Genomic DNA, 25234 nt, shown 5'->3' with positions numbered 1-25234 from the left:
ATGACAAAAGTAACGCTGAGGCAAAAGCCAATATCCAAAGGGCGGCAGACGCTGTATCTGGACTATTACCCCCCTATTCCAAACCCTGAAACAGGCAAGCTAACCCGTAGGGAGTTTTTGAGCCTGTTCGTTTATGATAAGCCTAAAACACCGCTGGACAAACAGCATAACAAAGATACGCAGGTATTAGCTGCTAACATTCGGGCAACAAGGCAACTCGAAGTACAGAACAAGCAATACGGATTCCTGCCAACCTCGCAACGCGATACAACTCTAAACGCTTATTATACTGAGTTGGCAGCTAAACGCGAAGGCTCGAACAGCGCCAACTGGAAAAGCTCTTTATACTTTCTGAATCAGTTTTTTGATGAAGGTATAAAGCTAAGCCAGCTTACAGCACCTATCTGCAACGATTATAAGGCGTTCCTGCTAACAGCACCTAACCAACGGGGCAAAGACAAAGAAAAGAAAAACGCCACCCCTATAAGCCGCAATACAGCCGTTTCCTATTTCAATAAATTTAAGGCTACACTAAAGCAGGCATACAAAGACGGACTGTTACAAACAGATCTTAACAAGAACATACAAGCCATCAAACCACAGGAAACGCAGCGCGAGTACCTGACGCTCGAAGAACTGCAAACCCTGTACAGTACACCCTGTTCCTTACCAATTATAAAGCAGGCTGCTATCTTTTCAGCTTTAACAGGGCTTAGGTTTTCAGACATTCAGAAACTTACCTGGAGCGAACTACAACAAAGCCAGGCAGAGGGATATTATATCCAGTTCAGGCAACAGAAAACAAAAGGCGTTGAAGTGTTGCCCGTACCGGAACAGGCTATACTGCTGTTAGGCGAACGGGGGAAACCAGAAGCTAAAGCGTTTCCTGATCTGCAATACTCAGCTTATAACAACAGCTTTTTAAAGGACTGGATAAAGGCAGCCGGTATAACCAAGCCTATTACTTTCCACTGTTTCCGGCATACCTACGCCACGCTGCAATTATCCTTAGGAACCGACATTTACACCGTCTCAAAGATGCTAGGCCATAGAGAGCTAAAGACTACGCAGGTTTACGCGAAGGTAATAGACAAAGCTAAACGGGAGGCCGCAGGTAAGATTAAACTATCATTATAAGGACATAACGCAACTATTAGCATTCAGCTAATAAACGCAGGTATTTAAACAGCCTTAATTTTAAACTTATGAGCAATCCGGATAGAGAAGAAACAAGAAAGGCCAAATATGGAGCCAATTACCTAACGAAGGAAAAAGACGGCCTTACCTATAGATCCTATGACGGGGGCAGGAGCTGGAAATCATCGCATAAATACGATAAGGCAGAAGCTGATAGGCGAAAGGAGGAATTAAAGCGAAAGTTTGAGCAAGGGGACTATTTAACAACATTTGGAGGTATGGCTGATAGCTTCAGTCGAAACTACAAAGAAAAGTTTTTAGAAGCCTGCCGCAGAAGAGATTTAGATACTTTGATACTTAACTATGACTTTGCTATAACGGGCTCCAAAGACAATGCGAAGGGCTTGCTTAATCAACAAAATACGGACTTTTTTGAAGAGAAAAATTATATTGAAAGTCTGATAAAAAGAACTGAAGATATTATCAAAAAAGAGTTAGAGACACCAGGTTTCGACAGTATCAGGACAGAACACGTTGGCAGGCATTTTATCAAGTTTCTGGAGGAGGAAAAGGCTAAAGTTGAAGCAGACAAAGACAATATAGCACCGGATCCGCTTAAAGAGTTGGCAAGCCAGGAAAACCAATTCTGTAAGGGTATGCCAATGCAAGAGGTAATTGAACACTTTAAACCATTAGCAACAACACTATCCAAACATAATAACCAACCGTTTTTAAGCCAGGAGCAGTTTAATTTGTTCTTGAAACGCGCTTTCCTTAACCAAACAGGTATTGAGCAACAAAAAATCAATATGGGGAATGGAGAAAAATACTTTGTCATTAAAAGATTTTATCAATTCTACTCTATTGCTTCAGTGCAGTATGAATCAACAACTCAATGTAAGGATAAATACATACGCCTGCTATCAGACAATTTCAGCAACTGGAAATACGAGGATTTAAAGGGAAATTTCAGCCAAAACAAATCAAAAAGGGAGTGGTAATTACTTTTGTTTTTACTTCTTTACTTTTGTTTTTACACTACTTACTTAACTACAAAACAGACAGTTATAAGCACGTAACATTGCACAAGTTCAAATTAATAAAACTTGTAAGCAATGGTAATTTTACAATTAACTGGAGAGGAATTAAGCAACTTGATGCTAAACGCTGTTCGCACAGCATTAAGTAACACCCCACCCAGCAGCCCGCCTGCTACAGATGAATTTTTAACAGTTCAGGAAGCCGCTAAGTTTTTACATTTAGCTGTACCCACCGTTTACAGTATGGTGCAACGGAAAGAGTTTGCAGCCTCAAAACGGGGCGGCCGCTTGTACTTTTTCAAATCTGATCTTATTGCATACTTAAAGGGCGGCCGCAAGAAGTCTAATAATGAGATACAGGCCGAAGCAGCCAGATATATTGGCAAGAAACGGAAAGGGGGCAACAATGCATAACACCGCCGCCCCCCATCTTAAAAGTCAATCTAAAGATACGAAAAACTGGCAAAAGCAGCTAACAATAGTTAAAACAGCTTTTGGCAGCACCCCCGCCACTATGCTAATGATTGCCCGAAAAACGGGTATAGAGCGTGCCAACATTTGCCGCTACGTTGCCACCCTACGCAAGGCCGGAGCCATAACCCTGATCAGAAAAGGCTTTTGCCCTATCACAGGTTTCAGAGCCGGATTCTTTACCACCAACATAGCACAGTTCAGAGAGGGAGGGCTCGAAGGATGAAGGCATTAGATATAATCCGGAACCTATCCTTAGAGCGCAAAAGAGAGCGTTTCCCGAATGTTCCAGCATACGGCATAGTTGCACCTAACTATTCTGATAAAGACGCTAACGGCCTCACAAAATGCATTATAGACTACTTCAGATTAAATGGAGGCTACGCGGTACGCATCAACACACAAGGCCAATATAATGAGAAGTTAGGCAAGTGGACTAAAAGCACCACTAAGCGAGGCACAGCAGATGTACACGCCTGCCTGAATGGTATTCATTACTCCATAGAAGTAAAGATAGGACGTGATACACTTTCAGAGTACCAGACAGAAACACAGGAGCAGGTAAGAGCGGCAGGCGGCAGATATTATGTTGCTAAAGACTTCCAAGACTTTTACAACTGGATAAACCAGAGAAGGGAGGGGTTAAATGAATGAGCAAAAACCAAAGGAATTTAACCCGCTCGCTTTTAACATTCTCAGACTACAAAACTATACCGACTTTTTCGACTTGCCCGAGATCGTACTGTTTGAGTGGTTTATGGTAAAGGCCAATTCCTTTAAAAGACTGAATGAGTTCTATTATTCTATAAGAAGGATTGCAGAAGAAACAAGAATAAGGAAAGCTCACTTATCTACCATTATCAAAAAGTTTGAGGGCTTAGGAATTATCCAAGTTGAGAAAAAAGGAATGCCAAAATGCTCCTACTTCAGTATCAACAAAGAAAAGGTAATAGCCCTAATTCCTGAAATATACCAGTTTACCGAAAACGGAAAACTATTACCTGAAAACGGTAAACTATTATCCTATTTCGGTAAACTTTTGCCCGAAAACAGCAAACATAAAGGAACTTATAAGGAACATATTAAGGAACCTAAAAAAGAAACTTCAGAAAATGAAAAGAATATGGTAGTTGATAACTCAACTACAGACCATTCTCTTTCTTTTTCTAATGGTAATAATCCAGAAGATCCAAAGAAACAAAAAGCATTAGAGGCAGCAGTACGAAAAGCACAAAGGGAGGCTGAGCAACAGGCTAAAGCTAAGGCTTTAGAAATTGGCCGCTTAAAGAACTTGCTTAACAGCACCTATGCCCAAAGGGTTACAATGCACAACGCTGACAAAAAGAAAGGCGAACGGGTAAAGAGTATTACAAAGCTCAGCTTCCTACAACGCAATGAAGATGCCCTGTATGAGTTGAGCCAGCAATACGGGTTCGAAGAAATAGAGAATAGCTTTATCGCCTATGCTGACGACTTTTTAGCGGGTAATCTTGAGGTTAGCAAGTTGATATCCTACTTTCTTTCTAAAAAGCCCCAAACCAAAGACTTTGACACCTTTCATACATACCTGAATAAGTATACAGCTGATTATTCATACACGAAGTAACACACCCGCAAACCTGATAAATAATATGGAGAAAGAAAATTTAACCCCTAAACAACAGCGGTTCTGCCTGGAGTACATGAAGGACTGTAACGCCACGGCGGCCGCTATCAGGTCGGGCTACTCGGAGAAAACAGCCAACGAACAAGGCGCGCGGCTGTTAGCAAATGTTAGTATTCAGCAAGAAGTACAACGGCTACAAAAACAGGTAGAAGATAAAACTGGAATACAGGTTAAACAGCTTGTACAGGAACTCGCTAAAGTCGCATTTGCTGATATGCCCGACCTGATAAACCCTGAAACAGGCGAACTCAAAGACCTCAAAAGCCTGAGCCCAGCACAACGGGCGGCCATACAGGAAATAACTAACCACGGCGGCAAAGTGAAAGTGCGATTGCACCCCAAACTTACGGCTATTGATATGCTGATGAAGCATTTAGGCGGGTATGTAACGGCCTCAGATCTGATTGACAAATTGCCACCGGAAAGACTGGATCAGTTAGTAGACGAACTATTACAAAAACTTAAAAGATAGGCACATGACAGACAAGAAACGGAATGTACTAAAGCAACTGATAAGCGGCCGAATAAGCCCACAGGAGGCCGCTGCAAGGCTCCAAACGGAGGAAGGAACTAACAGCATAGCTTTAGCCATCAGAGCGGCAAACGGCCTGTATAACATTGGCAGCGAAACGGGCCTTACATACGAAGAAATGAAGGAGCTGTTTGCAGGCAGCCTTTATGTAGAGATTGATGAAGATGATGCGCTTTTAGGAGGTAACGGCTTGCCATCATAAAGGCGAATGTATTAACTCATTTTACCAGATAACAGCAGATGAAAGACAGCAGAACAATTTTAAAACAGATGCTGAGCGGCGGTATCAGCCACCACCAGGCAGCGGCCGAATTAAGAAAGCAGGCAAAGCCGTTTCCTACGCTCATCAAGTGGAGCGATAACAGTTACTCCCTTTGGCCGGATAAAGGCAGACTGACAGAGGAGGAGGTAAAGGATAAATTAGGTACGGATTCCTTAGATGACGTGGTAAAAATTGCTTTTAAATAAATCCATAATAAACCCTTAAACCTTTATTCTATGATGATCAAAGTAGAAATTCCATCAGAGCCAATTCAAATGGCACAGGAGACAGACAAAATCAATTCGTACCGCCAACGTGCCGGGCAAGCCTTACAACTTGTGCAGGAAGTAGTAGTGGCCTATAAGGCTTTAGAACTCGGAGATCTGACACAGGCAGAACTAAACCGGCTACTAAAGCAAAGGCCTCAGCAGCTGATACGGGAGAAGGTAGCAGGCACGGAGCCCGTAAGAATTGGAACACTAACCTTTTCCACAGAGAAGGTACAGGAACTGATAGAATTACCAGACTTGCGAACGCTCGAAAAGGCTTTAAGCGAAGTGCAGGAGTTTCAGCAACGTGAAGCAAGGACACCATACGGCCTAAAGGCGTTAGATAGCGTTATGATCGTGGAGGGCGTGGTAGTGGCAAACGCCGAGAAGTTGAACCAGGTAGAGGCGATGTATACAACATACGCGGTTACAGAAGCGGAAAAAGAAGCTTATCTGTACATGAAGGAGGCAGCGGATATACTGGACTATTTATCAAGCAAGTACAGCACAAACTTTGTAGGCGACGTGCTAAGGCAGGTTACGGACTATCAGGCAGGCGGCTACACAACAAATATCAACATTCACTTGCTTAAGAGTAAAGTGACCTCACGCAGAGTGGGATAAAATATTATTATTCATGTTTCTTGGAAAGAGCCGCCCCATTGGAGCGGTTTTTTTTATGCCTACTATGTTTATAAAAGTAGCTGCTTAAATAGTTTTGTTCCTTATTTGTACCTTATAATTTAATTTTAATGATAAGTTATTAATTACTAACAAGTTATACGCCCTACTTACTTTCTGCATCGGAAAGTAACCGATCAAGTACATCTCTAAAACAAAAAAGCCACTCAAACAGAGTGGCTTTTTTCATAAACTTATTTTTATACTTATTGCATCAGGTAAACTTCCGTTTTACGATTGGCTTTGCCTTTCTGCTCCAGAACTTCACTTTCAAGTGTGATGGTGAAGTTCTTGGTTGGGTAGTTTTGCTGGATGTAATTTTGCACCTGTACTGCCCTGTTACGGCTTACAAAATCTTTTGCCTCAGCAGAGCCATAGCCATCCGAATAGCCTTTTACAACTAAAGCGGTGCCTTCTGGTTGCTTAGCTAGAAAAGCTGTGAGCTTGGCCATATCCTGTGAGGCTGGCTTTGTAATGTTCAGGTTATGAAACATGACAAGAGATGGTTTGGCCACTTTTATTTTTACTGCAGGAGCTGGTTTAGCAACTTCTACAACCGGAGCTTCTTCTACCTGCTCAGGTGCTGCAACAGTTTTTTCTAACACAAAAGCTGTATGCGTTGCTTTGTCTGTAGAAGCGGTTATCCACAACTGTCTATCTTCCTGCTTTTTATAATAAGCATTATAGGTATTCAGCTTGTTTATACTTTCGTCTAACTTCACTGCCTCTCCTGCTACATTTCCGCCTGAAAAAGGAATACTGTACGCATACACAGCATCTGCCTCTTTTCTTGAGAAGTATAAGGTATCACTGGCCAGGAAAGGAGCAAATTCCGGTTGACGGGTGTTTATACTTTTGCCCAGATTTTTAGGCTTGGACCAGCTGTTATTTTGCCAGGTACTCAGGTATAAATCATCGTGGCCGCGGCTTTTACCCAGTTCGGCTGCTACCAGTAACGTGTTTTTATCTGCAGAAAGGAACAGGCCCAGGTTGTAAGAATGATTCTTTAACTTAGGTAACGCTCTGTCGCCTGTTTTTTCGAAAATACCGTTCTGTAATGTATAAAAAGTGATTACTTCCTCGTTTCGGCCGTTTTTCTGATAGACATATACCTCGTTGTTGGCAGGATTATTCCCGATCAGGGTATTGATAGAACCTGTATTCAGAATAGTCTCTTTTTTAACCGTTCCGCTTTCCCCGCGTTTCTCAGTGTAAATGTACTGGCCACCTGCTTCTTTCATGGTGTAAATCAGCAGATCATCCTGCAGCACTGTAATATCTGCCAGCTCATGAGTAGCTTCTTTCAGTACAGACTGGGCGTTGGCCACAGCGCCGCTTGCAAGTATAAAGGCAATGGTGTAAACTATTTTTTTCATCTTTCTTCCGATTACCACATGGTTACTTTCTTGCCATACTTCGGATACTTTACAGGTATCAGGTTGTAAGTAAGCATGATCTCATTTGTATTTCTGTTGATAGAGCTGGCATCACCTGCCGGCATTTCGTACACATAGCCAATCTTTAACTGACTTAGGCGCACGCCCGCGTTTACACTGTAAGCCAAATCTTTCCGGTAGCCGGCACCTACCCAGAACATGTTCTGGTAAACACCTTTCAATTGGCCCTCCAGCGTTTCTTCGAGTTTGCTGTCGTAGCGATACAAGCTGTTTACTACTACCCCAAACTGATCAGAAACCGGTGCACGAAACCCGGCTTGCACTACATGGTGCTGCGGTACATTGTTCTGCAGGTATTCGTCGCCGGAAGACAGTAATTTACCTTTTGTTATTTCCTGCATCGCATAACCAACATAAAAATTCTCTCCCGTAAGCGTCAGGCCCATGTTCAGATCCAGGCGGTTTACTTTGCCATTGTTTCCGATCACATCAACAAATTCAGGGTCATTTTCCTGGTCAACTGTCAGTTTGTTACCATCCAGTTGCTGCGAGCTGTACGCAAGTGCTGTTCCCCAACGCAGGCTTAACTTTTCTGATAACTGCACCCGTGCGCCGTAACTTAGCTGTACCTGTGTTTCCTTAAATGGGCCGAAACGGTCGTTCAGGAGGGTAAGTCCGAAAGCGTGTTTGCCACCTGTCTGTCTGTTGTAGCTATCGTTTTGGTTTGTTTTAAGCACACCGTCCTTTTTCCAGGAAGCCATATCTGCCAGGTCCAGTTCTGCGGAGGCAAAAATGGTTTTTGGCGCATCCTCAAAGCCAGTCCATTGGTTGCGGTAAAACGATTTTACCATTGACCCTTCGTAGCCTGTCAGGGAAGGGTTAAAATATTGCTGAAACAGCGAGAAGTTGGCTACATGTTTTCTGTTCTGGGCTTGCACACCCAGAACAGAAACTACAAGAGCTATTGATAATACTATCTTTTTCATTTTGATTATTTACTAAGGATTGTCACAACACCTCTTTTCACCCAATTGATATCCTTCACCTCTACTGTATAAAGGTATGGACCTTTCAGAAGCTGCCCGTTTGAGCTTCGGCCGTTCCAGCCGGTTTCAGGATCAGTTGTTTCAAAAACACGCACACCTGAACGGTCGAAAATCTGGATGTATACATTGTTATAGAAGCGCAGTTCCGGGATTGTCCAGTTGTCGTTGATGCCATCGCCGTTCGGAGAGAAGGCGTTCACGATCTTCAGTTGATCTTCTGTTTTGCCATACTTGCCTTTGGTTAGTGTAAAGGTTTTTTCGATGGTGTTGAAGTATGGATCAGTGCTGCGCACGCGGATCGAGAACTGTACTTTGCCGGATAAGCCGTTATTTGATTTCAGGTATACTTCGTTGCCTCTGATTTCGAACAGGCTGTTATCTGCATCGCCATCACCGTTCACGAACGTATAAACAAACTCGGTATCGTCCGGATCGGTGGTTGTAAGCGTTCCGATCACCTCATTAGCTGTTGCTTCCGGCTTGAAAGTAGTTGCACTGAAGGCAAGCGCTGTCGGCGCTTTGTTTGGCTGTACTTCCACTACTACCGTTGCTACCTTATTATCCAGGTTTGTTGTGCCGTTTGCAAGTATAAGTTCGCCGGTTAACGTATAAGGTCCGGCTACCATACCATTGTAATTACCTTTGTTCCAGTTGATGCTTACTAGTTGCTTTTCATTACTGGTATAAGTTACTTCAACAGAAGCAGGAAGCGGAACGGAAGTATAAGGTGTTCTGATCGGTACTTTGATCATCGACAGCTGTGCTACTGAAACAATGTTAGCTCTTACCGTTACAAGCTGTGTAGCTGTTTCTGTATTGCCGGATGCATCTGTTACCGTCCAGGTCACGGTTGTCGTACCCGTCGGGAAAATAGCAGGTGCATCGTTTTCAACTTTTGCTACCGAGCAGTTATCCACTGTTACCGGTGTGCCTAATACTACCTCAGAAGCAGTATTCTTACCGGCATCCACGTTTACTACAACTGCTGCAGGAGCTGTAATGCTCGGAGCAATTTTATCCAGAACCGTAACCGTTACCGTAGCAGTAGCTTTGTTGCCGCTATTATCTATTACCGTAAGTATAACCTGGTTTTCGCCTGTGTTCGTGCAGTTAAATGCTGTTTTGCTGGCTTTAACTGATTTAATACCACACGCATCTGTAGAGCCATTGTTTAACTGATTAGCTGTGATAGTAGCCTGGCCGTTTGCATCTAACTCTATTGTCAGGTTTTGTGCAGTAACTACCGGTGCTACGTTATCCTCTACTGTAACAATGGCAGTTGCTGTTGCTTCGTTGCCGTTGATATCCTTTACAGTTAATATAACCTCATTTTTACCAAGGTCTGAGCAGTCGAAGCTTGATTTGTCAATAGAGAAGCTATTTACATCAATACTACAATTATCAGTCGACCCGTTGTTCACCATTGCTGGTGTGATGCTGGCCTTGCCTGCTGCATCTAACTGAACTGTGATGTTTTTAGCAACAGCTACGGGCGCTATCTTATCTTCTACAGTAACTATTGCTGTTGTAGTAGCCTCATTGTTGCTAGCATCTTTCACAGTAAGCGTTATTGTATTGGTTCCTACGTTGCTGCAGTTAAAAGTAGCTTTAGATAGCGATAAGGTTAAGTTACCACACACATCAGAAGATCCGTTGTTTATCATTTCAGGGGTAATAACGGCGGCTCCGTTTGCATCTAACTGAACGGTAATGTTCTTAGCAATTGCTATCGGGGCTGTTTTGTCTTCTACTGTTACAATTGCAGTCTTAGTGGCTGAGTTTCCACTTGCATCTGTTACGGTAAGTATAACTTCGTTTGTACCAACGTTCAAGCAGTCGAAGCTAGTCTTATCTATAGCATAACCGTCTTCTGGTATTGTGCAGTTATCTATAGATCCGTTATTTACCATTGCTGGTGTAATACTAGCTTTACCTTCTGCATCTAACTGAATCGTGAAATTATTAACTAGTACTGTTGGCTTCACATTATCTGTAACTGTTACTGTAAAGCTCACAGTTGTTTCGTTGCCAGCAGCATCTTTCGCTACAAATGTATTTGTTGTTACGCCTAACGGGAATACCGAGCCTGACGGCAAACCAACTGTTTGCGTAACCGTTGCCTGAGAGCAATTATCGTTCGCAACTGGTGTAGCATACTCCACAATGGCACCACAAGAGGCTGTAGATGCACTCACAGCCAAATTAGTCGGTGTACTATTGCCAAATGTAAGCGCATTTAAAAGCAACTGTCCTGTTAACGAATATGTCTCAGGGAAACCGTCTCCCCAGTCGTACCCGATGATCATGGCGTATCCGGATCCTGAAGTTCCGCCCAATATGGCAGCTTGTCCGGCACGGGTAGCTAAAACTTCAACACCTTCTCCTATGTCACTAAACGAGATGAAGAAATCTGTGCGGTCAGCCTCATAGTATGGGTTTGGTAGGTCTTTTCCTAACTTTGCACCTTTTGCCGTTGAAGCAAAGGTTACAACGCTATTCTCTACATAACCCGCTGACACATGCCTAGCATTGAGGAGCTTGGCTGTATTAAGTGTCCACATAGATGCATCATACTCGGTTATCAGCAAGCCTCCTTTTTTTACCCATTCAATTAGGTTATCATTCCCTGGAGTTCTCATAAGTATTACAGCATCGTAGGTAGCAAGATCCGCTGCATTCGGAACTGCCGTTAAAGTGATAGCAACATAGCCTTGTGCAGCTAAGAAAGACTTCATTTTCTCAGTTCCCCAGCCTCCTATAATAGCAACTTTCGAAACTTTTTTACCAATAACCGGAGCTGTTACATCCTTGATACTAACATTTTGTGTCTGAGTAGATGCGTTTCCGCTCTTGTCGGTATATTTCCAAGTGATGGTGTAGTCGCCCTGAGTTGTATATACTACTGGATCAGAAGTCGTTGCTGTAATTAGACCATCTGTTTCATCATTTGCTGTTGGTGCTTTTACAGTGGCTTCACATTCAGCAGTAATAACCGGCAGATTTGCTATGCTTGGCACAGGAGCTTTGGTATCGTTTTCGCCGATGGCTAACGAATACGTATTTATGGTACCGTCTTCTGCAGTTACCAAAACCTCGACCGAATTCATTCCCCTGCTGAGCTGAACTTCTATAGCATTACCACTCACTACAGCTGTTCCGTTTACTTTTATAGTTGCTTTCGGATCTTGTGCAGTGGGTGTGATGATGACAGAAGTAGCTGGTTGCGCCAGTTGTACTGCATATGAAAGCGTAGCCGAAGTGAACGCAGGCGCAAATGTACCTGAAGCAACCGTTAAGTTTGAGAGACTGGCATTGGAAGAATAATAATTATACAGCTTCCCGTTTAGTGCATTCGAAGTATAATCTTTAAACAATCTAGGTACGGCATTGGCTGGGCCTGTTACGCCGGCATCAATCGGGAAATAGGCTACCAGGCCTGTGCTTGATGCAGCAACAGGGGCATTCATGTTTTCCTTAATTTCAGCCGCTGACCGTAGTGTGTTCCAGATACGCACCTCATCTATGGCACCTTCAAACAACTCGTTAGCTCCAAGTGCTGTACCAAGTTCAGAAGCTCCGACTTTAAGATCGTATCCTGTTCCGTTGGCTCTGAGCGTATTATTTGTACTACCAATCAGAATACCATTTACATAATAATCAGTTGTTACGGACTTCATGACAACAGCAATATGGTACCATTGGCCTTTAACAAAAGTATAAGGCGTATAAAAGGAATTGGAATTATTCCAAAGACCAATGCTATTCAGGTCATTCCCTATATGCAGGCTGTATCTTGTTCCTGAATTTGATCTCATAGAAATCATACTTGGGTTGGCTCCACCATGAGAACCTGCTGTCCAGTTGGGTTTTACCCACATTTCTACTGTTCCGGTTGCAAACTCAAGTGCACTATTATTCGGAACAACTACATATTGGTTTGTGCCGTTAAATGTCAGCTCATTAGCCGGAAGATTCATCACCTTTCGGATACGCCTGTTAGCGTAGTCTGCAATAAAAACATGGCCGTTACGGTCCACTGCTACATCAAGCGGAGAATTTAGTTTTGCATTGACTGCAGGCCCGCCATCTCCCTCATAACCAGCCGTACCTGAACCTGCTATTGTAGAAATAGTACCGGCCATAGTAACTTTACGAATGCGGTGATTACTAAAATCTGCAATGTAAATGTTCTCTTCACCATCTACTGCCAGGTTGTAAGGAGAGGCTATAGCAGCACTTGTTGCCGGACCGCCATCGCCACTAAAACCAGCTGTACCGGTACCGGCGACTGTACTGATCACACCATTTGTACTGATTTTACGGATGCGGTGGCCACCAAATTCAGAAATATAAATAGCACCACTTTTACCGATCGATATTCCTGTAGGATTTCTGAAACTTGCACTTGTTGCCGGACCGCCATCGCCACCGGAAACTGCTGTACCATTCCCAGCAAAGGTGCTGATAATACCATTTGTAGCAACTTTTCGAATACGATTATTTTGGTAATATGTAATAAGCAGGTTACCAGCTGCATCTACAGCAACAGACCACGGATAGTATAAACTTGCACTTGTTGCCGGGCCGCCATCGCCACTGAAACCTGCAGTACCATTCCCAGCTACCGTTGTGATAATACCGCTTGTGCTGATTTTTCTGATTTTGTTACTTTGATATTCTGCAAAGTAAATATTTCCGCTATTATCCAGGGTTATACCAATCGGTCCGGAAATTTGTGCATTTACTGCCTGTCCTCCATCGCCGGTAGACCCGTTAACACCTGTTCCCGCTATTGTACTGATAATCCCATCTGTACTGATCTTGCGTATTTTATGAGCTTGATATTCGGCAAAATAAATATTACCACTTGCATCTACTGCTACACCATAAGGAGGTGAGATAGCCGCACCTGTCGCAGGGCTTCCGTCGGCCCCTGCGCCCCCCCCTCCGACTGATGATATATTTTGAGCAGCAGCTATATGTGTACATAAAAATGCAACATAAAAGACTAACTGCTTCAGGTACGATTTGAAAAAACCATACCGTATATTCTCCCGCTTCTCGAGAGAAGGATTAGGTAATAATGCCATAAAAGCTTGGGTGTAGATTTGTTACAATAATACAATAATTAGTCATCACAAATCTATAGCATTTTTTCAACATGAACAACATTCTGCTATCTATTTATTCTAAATTAATTTTCTCCCACTTAAACTTACAACCACAACACCTAGCTAATTACCAGACATTTAAGCTTGATTGGAATAATAAATGATAAAAGTTATTTATTATAAATTTTTAAAGAGGCACTTTAAATTATAACTATTTAAATAATTAATATTTTATTAAAATGATGATAAAGTCTACATATGTTAATTAAGTGCAATATCAAGATAGCATCGTCTGTAAACTTGTTTAGAATGCAAGTAAGCATGTTGATTAAGGGCAAGTATAGATAGTTTGCATTAGCTTCCGGATGGATATAATGCTGAAAAACATAGTAATTCAGCAAATTACAAAAACGAATATCCTTTATAAGTACAATATAATCACTTTTAATACACTTGAGAGCTACGCAACTACAATCCTGAGAAAACCGCCCTGAAAAACATTTAACCAAATATAGTTGGGTTTAAACCAATTTTATTTAATTTCAAATCTTAACCTGTTGCACTCAATAGTATAAAAAATTTAATATTATAATATATGCATTCTGCCTTTTCAGATAATATGCATGGGTCTATTTTCATTTTCCTGAAACGGTTTATGGAAAACGAATATGATTACAGTACCTGGATCAAAATTTTAGAGCGCAAAGGGATTAACCGGTTACACGAAACCTATCAGATGAATGAGGTATACCCGGTAGCAGAACTGTTCGATATTATTTCGGAGGGAGCTGCCATTACAGGTGTCTCAAACCCTGAGTTCCAGGAAAAGTTTGGTGAGTTTTTAGTGCCGGACCTGTTGCTGGTTTTTAAGAAATTTATTGACCCTAACTGGAAAACCTATGACATGCTGCAATACATAAGCACACACATGCACGGTGGTATTAAAAAAGAGAACAGCCTATCAAACCCGCCGCCGCTGCACGTTACTAAAGTTGGCCGAAACCTGATCATAATAGATTACCACTCTAAGCGGCGGATGGCGGGTTTTGCGATTGGCATTGTAAAAGGCCTGGCCCGGTATTTCCAGGAACAAGACAGAATAAATGTACTGCCAACCACAGACCTTAATGCCGAACGCGTGCAGATCAAAGTAGAATTCAGCCATCCATAGCATCGCTGTTAAACAACCTGCCAACACTTTAGTATACTACAGTAAAAAAGCCTGGCTACACTACTAGCCAGGCTTTTTTTAATAGGTTTATACTTTCCTTTATTTATAGCTCGCTTCCTGCTGCTTTTTTTGTTTCCGTAGTTTGTTTTCTGCTTTCATGCGCTGCTTTACGTTATCGTCTACGCCTCTGCCAGACGACATCGGCTTGTAAACTGCTCCTGTTGTTGATGGCGCGGGCGGTGCATTCTTTATTTGTGCTTTATGAATAATGTTAGCCGACAGTCTTTCCGTAAATCGCGGGAAGAGCCTGTGAGAAATGTAGGCACCTCTTGCTTTCCAGCCCACTGGCAGCTCGTTTCTGCGGCGCAAAGAAGCCCGGATCGTAGCATTTACTACTTTGTGTGGCGGGTCCATGGCAGCCATGCGCGCCGTACCACCGCTATAGTTAGCTGCGTGCCCCCAGAAAGGGGTATCGGTTGCCCAGGGCTCCACAGTTACTACACGTATGTTTCTGTTACCACTCAGTCTGAGTTCCTGGTTAAGGGCCTGCCCCAGGTTTACAACGCCGCCTTTGGTGGCTGCATAAGTGGCATGGTAGGCGAGCGGGTTTTCACTTTCGATAGAGCCAACATTTATAAGCGTACCATAGCCCTGTGACCTAAACTGGCGGATAGCCACATGGCTGCCATAAACAAATCCTTTCAGGTTAATATCCACAATACGCGCCTGGTCCTCAACAGGTATATCCCAGAACCGCCCTATTGCACCTACGCCTGCCATGTTAATCCATACATGTATCTCACCAAATTGCTGAAGCGCTGCGTCTGCCAGGCGTTGTACATCTTCCGGCTTGCTGATATCCATGGTTACTACAAGCGCTTTTCCGCCTGCAGCACGCACGTTTTGTGCTACTTCCTCTAACAGCTCTGTGCGGCGGGCGGCCAGTACTACGTTGGCTCCGTAAGCACCCAATTGCTCTGCTACGCCTCTGCCAAAACCGCTGGACGCGCCCACAATCACAAAGGTTTTTCCTTTTGTTTGGCGCTGCCCTGATGCTCCCAGCTCCCAGGTGGCACAACTGCTTAAACAGAACAGCAGCAGCAGAACCCCTAATTGAGAAGCAGTTTTTATACTTTTGTTCAGGTACATTGCCGGAGTTATACTTTGGTTTGGTCTTGTAAAACCTTTTTCACAACGCGCAGCAATATAACGGACCAGATAAAATTGTGGTAAGTGTTTCATAGCTTATTAGTTATCAGATGGAATGACAGCCGGATTGCAGGCAGCTTACTTTTCACGAAAGACGGCAGTATAAAGTTGTGGCTTGCCCGCCCTCCGGCAAATAAATATACCAGGCACCAACCCTTTCTATACAGGTTCGTTTTTTGGAGTGTACCAGGCAGCTTTCCAGAATGATGAAGTATAATCCAATCGGACCTACCGCTCACGGCGCTATTGATTATGGCTTTGTAATACTACAGGCTCTTGCGCCTGGCTTGTTTAATCTGAAGGGATCAGCTAAAACATTATGCTATACTTTTGCCGGTATGCAGGGTCTGCTCAATGCGTTTACAGACCACCCGTTAAGTATAAAAAAAGTGGTGCCGCTGCGTATACACGGCGAACTGGAAATGCCTTTGGTACCTGCTTTGCTGGTACTTCCGTTAGTAACCGGCGCAATGAAACAACGTAATGGCCGCCGTTATTTTATTTCCTTTTTCGGAATAGCGTTCGCTAACTTTCTGCTAACAGATTACCTTGCCAATGAAAAAAAGCAACGTGCCCGTCGTAACTTATAACCTATACTTTATACTTTGGATCAGCGGTTTTTGGCGTAAGTCCGGACCGGGAACAGGTGAAATTTCTCGATGCTGAAAATGTAGGAACAGCCTTTCACCTGGATAACCGGCGCCAGCTCAGGAAGCTGATGGCCATTGCTATCCGGGAACGAGACAAGTGCATTGCCAACATAGGCTACTTCCTCCAGGCCAAGCCTGACGGAAACATACGTTGCGAATTCCTCTTTTTCTTCCGGAGACGAAGTATAGCCAATCTCATGCGAAATAACGGACCCGGCCATACTTTCCTGCAAATAAATGAGCTTGCAATACGTGTTGATCGATACCTGCATGACACCTAACCGGGGCACTTCGAGCTTGGCGGCAATGGCATCGGCAAGCACGGTTCGGCTCATTTCCATGTTCTGCTGCAGCGCTTCTTTAGCTTCTTTGGTACCTTTCCGGAAAGGGTCAGGTTCAGGAGGCCGGTTTAGAGCAGGCCTGGCCACCCTATGCTTGCCATGTTGCCGGTGCATATCGATGATCACACTAAACGTATTCAGGAAATTATCGGTATGCTGCAGATGGAAAAGTTCGAGCTCATGGGCCTTTGCCCGGCTTAACAGGTAGGTATGCAGGTGCTGCGTTTTTTCGTAAACAGCGTTTATCTTGTTGGCGTGCGGTGTGGTTTTATACTTAAAGTATAGTTCTTTTAAAGCAGCGAGCCGTTGCAGCGAGTTCTGACTATATACAGCATCCTGCACGTTTAACGTGACGGGTGCACCGGCAACCGTCCGGGTACCTGCCTCCCGCTTCGCCGCGAAAATACCACGCAGAAATCCCATCATTTGGTCAGGATCTTTTTAAGATGCTGGGTTTCTATCTCGACCTGTATTTTTTCGGCTGTTTTTATACTTTCAAAATAGGTATCCAGGTGCCGGATGTAGAGGTCGAGTAAAGCCTCCTGTTCCGGGTTAAGTATACTGCCTTGTGGTATTTGTTGCTCTTTTTTGCCGGTCATGCTACGCCTCTATCTTCTTTGATTTACCGAAGGAGCCGATTACTTTATTGCTTAGTTCTTCCTGCACCTGGGCCAGCTCTTTTACTGCTTCGGCACGCTTCTTACTTCCTTCTTCTGATATTTTTAGTACCGCATCTAACGTTTCCACCATGTCCCGGTTTACTTTTTTAAGCGTATCCACATCCACAATGCCTCGCTCGTTTTCCTTTGCCGCACTCACTACATTAGTTTTCAGCATCTGAGAGTTTTTAAGCAGCATTTCGTTGGTAGTGTCTGTTACTTTTTTCTGGATCTCGAGGGCTTTGCGTTGCTTTTCGAGGCCCAGCGCGATGGCTACCTGCTGGCGCCATACCGGAATTACGGTTACAATAGAGTTTTGTATTTTCTGAGCCAGCACATCGTTGGTGGTCTGGATCATGCGTATCTGCGGCATCGACTGCGTGGCAATGGTATGCGACAGTGTTAAATCATGTACTTTCTTTTCGAGGCGGTCTTTAAACGCTACCAGGTCGCTGAGGCGCTGCACCACCAGTTCATCCTGACCGCTTTCTTCTACTTCTGCCTGCAACGCCGGAATAGCGGTATTTTCCAGTTCTTCGATCTTTAACCTGCCGGCAGCAATTACAGCGCGCACTTCGTGTATGTATTCTACGGCCTGCTTAAACATCACTTCCAGGCTGGTCGAATCTTTCAGAATGCTCTGGCGTGTTTTCTCCAGCTTCACCACCACATCATCCACGTTGCTCGAAATAGAATTATACTGGCTGGCCAGTTTCTTGGAGCGATCTTTTATCTTGCTCATAAACGGGATCCGCGACAAAATGCCCCGTTTTTCATCCTCGTCTACTTTTATCATGTTGATCTGGGCCAGCAGTTCGTTTATGGCCGTGCCTGCATCGCCGGAATCTTTAGCTTTGACTTTGGAAAGCAGCTCGTTGGAATAATAACCCAGTTTCTGTTGCGTTTCCACGCCAAAGTTTGTCAGCGTTTCGGGCTTGGACGGGTCGATGGTTTTAGAAATTTCCTCTGCCCTTTTCTGGAGCTGCTCTTTGTTCTCGGTGACGGTGATATTCGTATTTTCCATAGTGCTTAGTTTCCAAAATGCGTTTTGTGCAGGTTATCCAGGGAAGTCAGGTGCTGGCGGATGGTGTTTTCACGTTCCTTGTTCTCATACCATTCTATCTCGTTCTGGGGCAAATATTCTCCGAGCAGCTCGCGCACTTCGCGCAGCAGGGCCTCTCCTTTCTTCGTCCTGAACTCGGGGTTTTTATAGCATGCGCTCACAAATTCTACCTTCACCTGCCCGCCCGATGTTACAGCCAGTTCCTTTACTTCCACTACCAACTCCGAAGACTGGTTATGGTCCGTTACGATGGTTTTGTACACGCCTTTGTTGTGTTCCTGCAGGGCTAACATGCCTTTGTCTCTTGCCTCTTTTATGGCATTACGCAGCGTTAGGTTTGGTTTAATAAAGTAGCCGAACAGGTATCCGAGCAGGGCGCCTATCACGAAAATCCAGAAAATCAACATATATGTTCAGGTCTTTTGATCTAACAAATTGGGGTATACTTTCCTATACGCGTATTACTGCCTCAAAGTCGAAACGACTACGGCGCCATACCTGGTATAGCGATACCCTATACTTTGCTTTAAAGCATTGCACTAAATTTACTTTTAATTTACTGAAAAGAAATGATTTTTTCCGGATGTTTTCTGAAGAAAGCGTAACAGTAGCTGCATGCGGTTTTGTTATCTTTGGCGATGAATTTTATCAGCTTAGATTTTGAAACCGCTACTCCGCAACGCGACAGCCCCTGCGAAATTGGCCTGACCGTTGTCCGCAACAAGAAGATCATAGAAACGCGCTCGTGGCTGATAAAGCCGCTGTATTATCCGCACTTTAATTCTTTTAATGTGGCGGTGCATGGCATTACGCCAAACGATGTTAAAAACCAACCTGATTTCCGGGAGTTGTGGCCGCAACTAAAGCCCTACCTGGAAGGCCAGTTCCTGATCGCGCACAATGCCAGCTTTGATATGAGTGTGTTGCGTAAAACGCTGGCCACCTACAACATTCCCTTACCTGAAGCCCGCTACGCTTGCAGCCTGAAATTCTCTAAAACAATCTGGAAAGGCATGCACAAGTATGATTTGAAAACGCTCTGCAATCTGCACCGCATTAACTTCCTGCACCACCGCGCCGCCTCCGATGCCGATGCCTGCGCCCGGTTATCGTTAAAAGCCATGGAACTGACCGGCACAACTTCGGAAATGGAGTTTGCTGGCAAGATGGGGTGTGGGATTAGTGTGTTAAAGTAATGTGTGATTTAGAATTAAGTGTATACTTTTAATACATTTTTTATATCCTTACATTAGCACAAGTATATATACCTGATTTATACTTTTTTTTAATTATTACAGCCAAATTTTCACAAAGCACATAATGGCCAAATTTCTTGACACTACTGGTGTTTCTTACCATCTACAACAATTAATAAATAAGGCTAATGAAAAATTAGTTTTAATAAGCCCATATCTTAAAATAAACGAGAGAATAAAGCAATCTCTTGAAGATAAGAATAGATTGAAAATTGATATAAGAGTTATATATGGAAAAAATGAGCTTCAACCTGAAGAAAATAATTGGCTGAAATCAATGTCAAGTATTCGTTCTAGCTTTTGTAAAGACCTGCATGCTAAGTGCTATCTCAACGAAAGAGAAGCTATTATTACATCAATGAATTTATATGAGTTTTCTCAAATAAATAATAATGAAATGGGCATTTATGTAGAGAAGGATTCAGATCCTGATTTGTATAAAGATATTTATGAAGAGGTAAAAAGACTAATAAGAATTAGTGATGAAATCATTGTATCAATTGAGAAGGCTCCAAAAGAAAGACAAACATTTTCTGAAGTAACCAAACCGAGATTTGAGCAGAAAATGCAGAAACTTACTGGTTACTGTATAAGAACTGGTAAACCTATACCGTTGAATCCTGAACGTCCTTTGACTTATGAAGCATTTCAAACATGGAGTCAATTTGGAGATGTAGATTATAAAGAACGTTTTTGTCATTTCTCAGGTGAATCTTCTAATGGTGACACAAGTGTTAGGCGGCCAGTTCTTAGAAAAAACTGGAATAAAGCTCAGGAAGCTATGAAAAGCAATATATAGTAGCATGGTAATTCCTAATAATATTCAAAAAGACCATATCCTTAAAGCCATTGAAAAAATTAGAGCTGAAGGAATTCCATCTAACACACATTCTTCAACTTATGATGTAGATTTTGAGGGTAAGAGATTTCCGCCGAAGCTCCTTGTATCATATGCAAATATTTTTGCTAATAATACAGCGTTAGATAGAAGGACATTTGAAGGAGGGTTAAATACAGATTGTTTTAGATTATTAGAAAGACTAGGATTTAAAATAGTTCCTAAAGAAAAATCCTTTTTCGAAAGATTAATTTCTTTTTTAAAACAAGCGCAGTCAAATGAGCTAAAAACTAAATCTTTCAGAGGGGACTATCAGAATTTAAAAGTTGAAGTAAGCTTTGGCAAGGGTAATGTAGCACGTATACCTTGGATAGCATTTTTAAGAAATGATCAATCTGTTTCAAATGGGATTTATCCTGTTTATTTATACTATAAGGATTTAGACATACTTGTGCTTGCTTACGGAGTAAGTGAAACACAAGTATCAATTCATTCATGGAACCTAGATTCTTCAGTTAGATCTATCAAAAATCTCTTTTCTGAGGAATTTAATTTTACCCCCGCTAGGTATGGGAGCTCTTTTGTGCATTCTTATTATTTCTTAGACAAAAATTCTGATTCCTTTGGGTTGAATACTGAAACTATTAATGCTGACTTATCAGAAGTTATTAAAAAGTATAATCAACTGCCTCTCGAGTTTAATACTAATAATTCAACCTCGAGTATTAAGGAAGGTGACTTAGAAAGAAGGATGGAATTATTTAATTATAAAGCATTTATAGAAGACACTAAAGCAGCAGGCCTTAACTTACAAAATGATCTCTTAATCCGTTTTGTAGCTTCCCTTTGCACTAAGCCGTTTGTTATACTTACAGGCCTGGCTGGTTCGGGAAAAACGAAGCTTGCACAGGCGTTTTCATACTGGATATCTGCTGAAGAAAGTCAGATCTGTATCGTATCAGTTGGAGCTGACTGGACCAACCGGGAACCTTTGTTAGGGTATCCAAATGCATTGGACCCAACTAAATATGCTTTACCGGAAAACGGAGCCGTTAAACTTTTAATAGAGGCCAACAGAGAAGAAAATGCAAATAAGCCATATTTCCTGATTCTGGACGAAATGAATTTAAGCCATGTGGAACGCTACTTTGCCGATTTCCTCAGTGCCATGGAATCCCATCAACCTATTCCGCTTCATGCTGAAGAAGATATAAAAGATGTTCCGTCCCGTTTATACTTATCTCCCAATGTCTTTATTATTGGCACTGTAAACATAGATGAAACTACTTATATGTTTAGCCCTAAAGTTCTGGACAGAGCAAATGCTATCGAGTTCAGGGTTACTGAGAATGAGATGAAAACATATTTTAGTAACTCCATAAAACTAGATTTAAATTCGCTAAAAACCAGGGGCGCTGGTATGGCTTCAGATCTTGTAGGCAAAGCAAAATCTGAAGCTAATAAATTTCCTGATGCAGAAGCCCTGAATGAAGCACTCCTTACTTTCTTTGGTGAGCTTAAGAAAGTAGGAGCCGAATTTGGTTACAGAACAGCCTCAGAAATAAAGAGATTCTCTGAAATTATACATTCTCTTGAAGCAGGCTGGTCTGTAAATCAGATAGTGGACGCTGCCATTATGCAGAAGTTGTTACCTAAAATTCATGGGTCCAGAAGAAAAATTGAACCCAGCTTGAAAGCTTTAGCAAGCCTTTGTCTTATAAAAAGCGGAGACATAAACCTTTTTCTTAAAGATTCAGAAGCAACTGGCATAAAAGACCTCTCCGGAGAAAAATACCCTCTTGCTTTGGAGAAAATATTACGCATGTATAAAGCTGTGGTACAGGATGGATTTACAAGTTTCGCTGAAGCTTAATTTCAGGCTGTATGGCTAATACTGTAATCACCAAAGAAGTAACTTTAACAGATGGGGGTACTGTTTTATTTACAGTTTTCGCTGAGTCTGATAACGAAAATTGTTTACAATTATTATGTGAGTCTGAAGCATCTGAGCATGGCGAAGCTGCGCTACAATTGTTGGAGGGTTATAGTTACGAATATGCTATCTCAGGCAACTATAAAATCAGAGAAATACCTAAAGTTGTAAGTTTATCAAAAGTAAATGAATCCGCAGGGCGGATAACCCCTAACATTTATGTAGGCACTTTAAAGTTAGAGGTTCTTGATAAACTGACTTTACAGAAACTGGGCATTATTCCTGTAGAAGTACGATCTATTAAAACTTCTTACCGCCAGGATTATCGTTTCATGCTGGAAGACATTACAGAGAAGTGTACTGACCTGTTGATGCAACATACCTCGCCTGTAACACAAAATTTCACAATAGATTTTAATAAAGATCCACAGACACTATACCAAAGGTTTGCTTTTGTAAAGTCATTAATCGAATCGTCTGATTTTAAGGAAGCCGTACATCGGATAGTTTCTTTTCCGGTAACAAAATGGACTGAAATAGAAGACGAAAAAGACATCAGAAGGACCAGACGGATGAATAACAGTATAATCCGGCAACTTACTTCTGGTTCGAACCGAATCAAGGTTCCTGTCAGTCATCCTTTACATAGCAAGCTTTCTTCTATCCCTACAAGATTAAAAGTCAGTAGTAAGCATGAAACTGTTGATACACCTGAAAACAGATTCATCAAACATGCTCTTACAACTTTTTCTCAGTTCTGTGCCGATATCAGGTCTTGCCTTTCTACCGAAAGCCGTGCTTTTCATGAAGCTCTTCAGCTTGAAGAAGTTCTCGAAAACTTTTTAAGTCATTCTGTTTTCAAGGATGTTTCTCCTCCTGTCTCCCTGAATTTAAATAGCCCTGTACTTCAGCGTAAGGAGGGCTATCGGGAAGTCCTCCGGGCCTGGCTAATGTTCGATCTTGCAGCAAAACTTATATGGAAGGGTGGTGATGATGTTTATGATGCCGGCAAACGGGATGTGGCAACTTTATATGAATATTGGCTTTTCTTCACTCTTCTTGATGTGTTTAAAGAGATTTTTAAATTCGAACCTTCCACTTTAGATAAACTTATAAAACCTACCTCTGACGGGCTTGGTCTCAAACTTAAATCCGGAAAGTACATACCATTTCAGGGTATCTATGATACAGGGAACCGAAAGCTACGGGTTGTCTTTAGCTTTAACCGTACTTTCACAGGTAATAAGGTTTATCCTTCCGGTGGAAGCTGGACGAAGGATATGCGACCAGATTACACGCTTAGTATTTGGCCGGATGGGATATCTGCAAAAGAAGCTGAGGACCAAGAGTTAATAACACACATACACTTCGATGCTAAATATAAAATCTCAAATTTAATTGATATTATAGGCAACGAAGAAGACAACCTCGACGAGGAAAAAGAAGAAAATAAAAAAGGCAACTACAAGAGAGAAGATCTTCTTAAAATGCATGCTTATAGAGATGCAATCAGAAGAACCGGAGGCGCTTATATTCTTTATCCTGGAACAGAGTTATTACAAAAATCAGGCTTTCACGAGTTGATTCCAGGTCTTGGAGCTTTTCCGGTGAGGCCTTCCAAAAATAACAATGGAATTGCTGAACTTAAAGCATTTGTTACTGAAGTAATAAACCAATTAGTTAACAGGGCTTCACAACACGAGCGTATGTCTTACAGAAAGTATGACATTCATAAAGACAATAGCAGCGATGTACTGATGGAGGCCATACCTGAGAAGTTTGGCTCAGACAGGAAACCTCCTGCAAGCGATATTGACATACTTGTGGGCTACTACAAAGATAGTCAACACTTAAATTGGATAATAAAAAACAAACTTTACAATGCAAGGATAGACAGTGGCCGGGGTTCCATACATTTAGGTCCTGCCGAAGCAGGTGCCAGCTATTTACTACTACATACAAAAGGACAACTTGTTACTAGGGAAATATGGCGGATAACCGGTAAGGGCCCACGTGTTTATTCAAAAGAAGCAATGAGCAAAATTCACTACCCTAATCCTTCTCAGCCATATTACCTTATTTATGAAATTGAAAAAGTTAATCCTGATGATTTTGATGGCGCAAGATGGGATATAAAAAAATTATCTAAGTATAGTAAAGGAAGAGGCTCAGCTTTACCTTTTGCAGTATCTCTGGTAGAGCTGATGAAGGCTAAAGTATAAATTCACTACCTGGCATGTTAACGAAGTTTTTAAGGGCGGCTACCGGGATTTGTAATACAATATAAGAACTCGTACAGATGCCCATGCTTTGATAGTATGTGCTACTAAAGTATAACATCACTCACAAAAGGAATTTACTCTGAAAATCCCCTTTAAAGCGCAGCTACCCCCCATTTAAGCCGTGCACAAAAAAATTCTGAAAAAATATTTCAAAAAAAGCACTTCTTCATTTTGTCTTCATCTTGACTATATAGTTTTGACCTATAAACTAACCAAACCC

General features: G+C 42.3%; 24 protein-coding genes. 16 read left to right on the top strand and 8 right to left on the bottom strand.

Annotated elements, in window-relative coordinates:
* The 10 genes from DP923_RS14955 (at position 1) to DP923_RS14910 (ending at position 6001) form a co-directional block, all read left to right on the top strand.
* Positions 1 to 1137, top strand: a complete 1137-nt coding sequence (locus DP923_RS14955; protein WP_112306656.1) for a site-specific integrase — start codon at positions 1 to 3, stop codon at positions 1135 to 1137.
* A gap of 68 nt (positions 1138 to 1205) precedes the next feature.
* On the top strand, positions 1206 to 2138 hold the full coding sequence (locus DP923_RS14950) for a hypothetical protein (protein WP_112306655.1): 933 nt from the start codon (positions 1206 to 1208) through the stop codon (positions 2136 to 2138).
* 114 nt (positions 2139 to 2252) lie between these two features.
* Entirely contained in the window at positions 2253 to 2591 is a 339-nt protein-coding gene (locus DP923_RS14945; protein ID WP_112306654.1) for a helix-turn-helix domain-containing protein, read from the top strand.
* A gap of 100 nt (positions 2592 to 2691) precedes the next feature.
* Entirely contained in the window at positions 2692 to 2874 is a 183-nt protein-coding gene (locus DP923_RS16595) for a hypothetical protein (protein WP_125047752.1), read from the top strand.
* Positions 2871 to 3302, top strand: a complete 432-nt coding sequence (locus DP923_RS14935; protein WP_112306652.1) for a VRR-NUC domain-containing protein — start codon at positions 2871 to 2873, stop codon at positions 3300 to 3302. Before DP923_RS16595 ends, DP923_RS14935 begins: the two co-directional genes overlap by 4 nt.
* Entirely contained in the window at positions 3295 to 4254 is a 960-nt protein-coding gene (locus DP923_RS14930; protein ID WP_112306651.1) for a helix-turn-helix domain-containing protein, read from the top strand. Before DP923_RS14935 ends, DP923_RS14930 begins: the two co-directional genes overlap by 8 nt.
* Before the next feature lie 25 nt (positions 4255 to 4279).
* Positions 4280 to 4786 (top strand): terminase small subunit, encoded by a 507-nt coding sequence (locus DP923_RS14925; RefSeq protein WP_112306650.1) that lies wholly within the window; start codon positions 4280 to 4282, stop codon positions 4784 to 4786.
* Between the two features lie 4 nt (positions 4787 to 4790).
* Positions 4791 to 5048 carry a hypothetical protein gene (locus DP923_RS14920; RefSeq protein WP_112306649.1) on the top strand — a complete coding sequence of 86 codons (258 nt, stop codon included), beginning with the start codon at positions 4791 to 4793 and terminating at the stop codon, positions 5046 to 5048.
* A gap of 38 nt (positions 5049 to 5086) precedes the next feature.
* A complete protein-coding gene (locus DP923_RS14915; protein ID WP_112306648.1) occupies positions 5087 to 5314 on the top strand; it encodes a hypothetical protein in 228 nt (75 codons plus the stop codon).
* A gap of 30 nt (positions 5315 to 5344) precedes the next feature.
* Positions 5345 to 6001 (top strand): hypothetical protein, encoded by a 657-nt coding sequence (locus tag DP923_RS14910; RefSeq protein WP_112306647.1) that lies wholly within the window; start codon positions 5345 to 5347, stop codon positions 5999 to 6001.
* A gap of 263 nt (positions 6002 to 6264) precedes the next feature.
* Here the strand turns inward: DP923_RS14910 and DP923_RS14905 are convergent, their stop codons facing one another.
* The 3 genes from DP923_RS14905 to DP923_RS14895 are packed head-to-tail and all read right to left on the bottom strand — an operon-like array spanning position 6265 to position 13591.
* Entirely contained in the window at positions 6265 to 7434 is a 1170-nt protein-coding gene (locus DP923_RS14905) for an OmpA family protein (RefSeq protein ID WP_125047751.1), read from the bottom strand.
* 11 nt (positions 7435 to 7445) lie between these two features.
* The gene (locus DP923_RS14900) at positions 7446 to 8441 is read right to left on the bottom strand and encodes a PorP/SprF family type IX secretion system membrane protein (RefSeq protein ID WP_112306645.1); all 996 of its coding nucleotides are present in this window, start codon (positions 8439 to 8441) and stop codon (positions 7446 to 7448) included.
* Positions 8442 to 8446: 5 nt separating this feature from the next.
* A complete protein-coding gene (locus DP923_RS14895) occupies positions 8447 to 13591 on the bottom strand; it encodes an NHL domain-containing protein (RefSeq protein WP_112306644.1) in 5145 nt (1714 codons plus the stop codon).
* Positions 13592 to 14207: 616 nt separating this feature from the next.
* On the opposite strand from DP923_RS14895, the gene DP923_RS14890 reads away from it, so the two are divergent.
* Complete coding sequence (locus tag DP923_RS14890; RefSeq protein WP_112306643.1) at positions 14208 to 14783, top strand: heme NO-binding domain-containing protein; 576 nt, start codon at positions 14208 to 14210, stop codon at positions 14781 to 14783.
* A gap of 99 nt (positions 14784 to 14882) precedes the next feature.
* On the opposite strand, the gene DP923_RS14885 is transcribed toward DP923_RS14890, so the two are convergent.
* The gene (locus DP923_RS14885; protein WP_239021054.1) at positions 14883 to 16025 is read right to left on the bottom strand and encodes an SDR family NAD(P)-dependent oxidoreductase; all 1143 of its coding nucleotides are present in this window, start codon (positions 16023 to 16025) and stop codon (positions 14883 to 14885) included.
* Positions 16026 to 16195: 170 nt separating this feature from the next.
* Between DP923_RS14885 and DP923_RS14880 the strand changes: the two genes are divergently transcribed.
* Positions 16196 to 16582 carry a hypothetical protein gene (locus DP923_RS14880; RefSeq protein ID WP_239021053.1) on the top strand — a complete coding sequence of 129 codons (387 nt, stop codon included), beginning with the start codon at positions 16196 to 16198 and terminating at the stop codon, positions 16580 to 16582.
* Positions 16583 to 16602: 20 nt separating this feature from the next.
* Here the strand turns inward: DP923_RS14880 and DP923_RS14875 are convergent, their stop codons facing one another.
* The 4 genes from DP923_RS14875 to DP923_RS14865 are packed head-to-tail and all read right to left on the bottom strand — an operon-like array spanning position 16603 to position 19112.
* Entirely contained in the window at positions 16603 to 17409 is an 807-nt protein-coding gene (locus tag DP923_RS14875; RefSeq protein WP_125047749.1) for a hypothetical protein, read from the bottom strand.
* A complete protein-coding gene (locus tag DP923_RS16750) occupies positions 17406 to 17582 on the bottom strand; it encodes a hypothetical protein (protein WP_165838210.1) in 177 nt (58 codons plus the stop codon). Before DP923_RS16750 ends, DP923_RS14875 begins: the two co-directional genes overlap by 4 nt.
* A 1-nt stretch (position 17583) precedes the next feature.
* Positions 17584 to 18666, bottom strand: coding sequence for a toxic anion resistance protein (locus DP923_RS14870; protein ID WP_112306640.1), 1083 nt, complete (start codon positions 18664 to 18666; stop codon positions 17584 to 17586).
* Positions 18667 to 18671: 5 nt separating this feature from the next.
* Positions 18672 to 19112 (bottom strand): hypothetical protein, encoded by a 441-nt coding sequence (locus DP923_RS14865; protein WP_165838209.1) that lies wholly within the window; start codon positions 19110 to 19112, stop codon positions 18672 to 18674.
* 231 nt (positions 19113 to 19343) lie between these two features.
* Between DP923_RS14865 and DP923_RS14860 the strand changes: the two genes are divergently transcribed.
* The 4 genes from DP923_RS14860 to DP923_RS14845 all read left to right on the top strand — a co-directional run bounded on the left by DP923_RS14860 (position 19344) and on the right by DP923_RS14845 (position 24954).
* The gene (locus DP923_RS14860; RefSeq protein ID WP_112306639.1) at positions 19344 to 19901 is read left to right on the top strand and encodes a 3'-5' exonuclease; all 558 of its coding nucleotides are present in this window, start codon (positions 19344 to 19346) and stop codon (positions 19899 to 19901) included.
* Between the two features lie 124 nt (positions 19902 to 20025).
* A complete protein-coding gene (locus DP923_RS14855; protein WP_112306638.1) occupies positions 20026 to 20760 on the top strand; it encodes a phospholipase D family protein in 735 nt (244 codons plus the stop codon).
* Between the two features lie 4 nt (positions 20761 to 20764).
* Positions 20765 to 22672, top strand: coding sequence for an McrB family protein (locus DP923_RS14850; protein WP_112306637.1), 1908 nt, complete (start codon positions 20765 to 20767; stop codon positions 22670 to 22672).
* A gap of 11 nt (positions 22673 to 22683) precedes the next feature.
* Positions 22684 to 24954 (top strand): DUF2357 domain-containing protein, encoded by a 2271-nt coding sequence (locus DP923_RS14845; protein WP_112306636.1) that lies wholly within the window; start codon positions 22684 to 22686, stop codon positions 24952 to 24954.
* Positions 24955 to 25234 lie beyond the last annotated feature (280 nt).

Origin of the sequence: Pontibacter arcticus, from assembly GCF_003284895.1 — a bacterium.
GTDB classification, from domain to species: domain Bacteria; phylum Bacteroidota; class Bacteroidia; order Cytophagales; family Hymenobacteraceae; genus Pontibacter; species Pontibacter arcticus.
The sequence above is the reverse complement of the archived record's forward strand: the minus strand, read 5'-3'. Positions and strand labels throughout refer to the sequence as shown.

Coding starts and splice junctions, on each gene's coding strand:
- DP923_RS14955 (WP_112306656.1), top strand. CDS start 1: ATGACAAAAGTAACGCTGAGGCAAAAGCCAATATCCAAAGGGCGGCAG.
- DP923_RS14950 (WP_112306655.1), top strand. CDS start 1,206: ATGAGCAATCCGGATAGAGAAGAAACAAGAAAGGCCAAATATGGAGCC.
- DP923_RS14945 (WP_112306654.1), top strand. CDS start 2,253: ATGGTAATTTTACAATTAACTGGAGAGGAATTAAGCAACTTGATGCTA.
- DP923_RS16595 (WP_125047752.1), top strand. CDS start 2,692: ATGCTAATGATTGCCCGAAAAACGGGTATAGAGCGTGCCAACATTTGC.
- DP923_RS14935 (WP_112306652.1), top strand. CDS start 2,871: ATGAAGGCATTAGATATAATCCGGAACCTATCCTTAGAGCGCAAAAGA.
- DP923_RS14930 (WP_112306651.1), top strand. CDS start 3,295: ATGAATGAGCAAAAACCAAAGGAATTTAACCCGCTCGCTTTTAACATT.
- DP923_RS14925 (WP_112306650.1), top strand. CDS start 4,280: ATGGAGAAAGAAAATTTAACCCCTAAACAACAGCGGTTCTGCCTGGAG.
- DP923_RS14920 (WP_112306649.1), top strand. CDS start 4,791: ATGACAGACAAGAAACGGAATGTACTAAAGCAACTGATAAGCGGCCGA.
- DP923_RS14915 (WP_112306648.1), top strand. CDS start 5,087: ATGAAAGACAGCAGAACAATTTTAAAACAGATGCTGAGCGGCGGTATC.
- DP923_RS14910 (WP_112306647.1), top strand. CDS start 5,345: ATGATGATCAAAGTAGAAATTCCATCAGAGCCAATTCAAATGGCACAG.
- DP923_RS14905 (WP_125047751.1), bottom strand. CDS start 7,434: ATGAAAAAAATAGTTTACACCATTGCCTTTATACTTGCAAGCGGCGCT.
- DP923_RS14900 (WP_112306645.1), bottom strand. CDS start 8,441: ATGAAAAAGATAGTATTATCAATAGCTCTTGTAGTTTCTGTTCTGGGT.
- DP923_RS14895 (WP_112306644.1), bottom strand. CDS start 13,591: ATGGCATTATTACCTAATCCTTCTCTCGAGAAGCGGGAGAATATACGG.
- DP923_RS14890 (WP_112306643.1), top strand. CDS start 14,208: ATGCATTCTGCCTTTTCAGATAATATGCATGGGTCTATTTTCATTTTC.
- DP923_RS14885 (WP_239021054.1), bottom strand. CDS start 16,025: ATGAAACACTTACCACAATTTTATCTGGTCCGTTATATTGCTGCGCGT.
- DP923_RS14880 (WP_239021053.1), top strand. CDS start 16,196: ATGATGAAGTATAATCCAATCGGACCTACCGCTCACGGCGCTATTGAT.
- DP923_RS14875 (WP_125047749.1), bottom strand. CDS start 17,409: ATGATGGGATTTCTGCGTGGTATTTTCGCGGCGAAGCGGGAGGCAGGT.
- DP923_RS16750 (WP_165838210.1), bottom strand. CDS start 17,582: ATGACCGGCAAAAAAGAGCAACAAATACCACAAGGCAGTATACTTAAC.
- DP923_RS14870 (WP_112306640.1), bottom strand. CDS start 18,666: ATGGAAAATACGAATATCACCGTCACCGAGAACAAAGAGCAGCTCCAG.
- DP923_RS14865 (WP_165838209.1), bottom strand. CDS start 19,112: ATGTTGATTTTCTGGATTTTCGTGATAGGCGCCCTGCTCGGATACCTG.
- DP923_RS14860 (WP_112306639.1), top strand. CDS start 19,344: ATGAATTTTATCAGCTTAGATTTTGAAACCGCTACTCCGCAACGCGAC.
- DP923_RS14855 (WP_112306638.1), top strand. CDS start 20,026: ATGGCCAAATTTCTTGACACTACTGGTGTTTCTTACCATCTACAACAA.
- DP923_RS14850 (WP_112306637.1), top strand. CDS start 20,765: ATGGTAATTCCTAATAATATTCAAAAAGACCATATCCTTAAAGCCATT.
- DP923_RS14845 (WP_112306636.1), top strand. CDS start 22,684: ATGGCTAATACTGTAATCACCAAAGAAGTAACTTTAACAGATGGGGGT.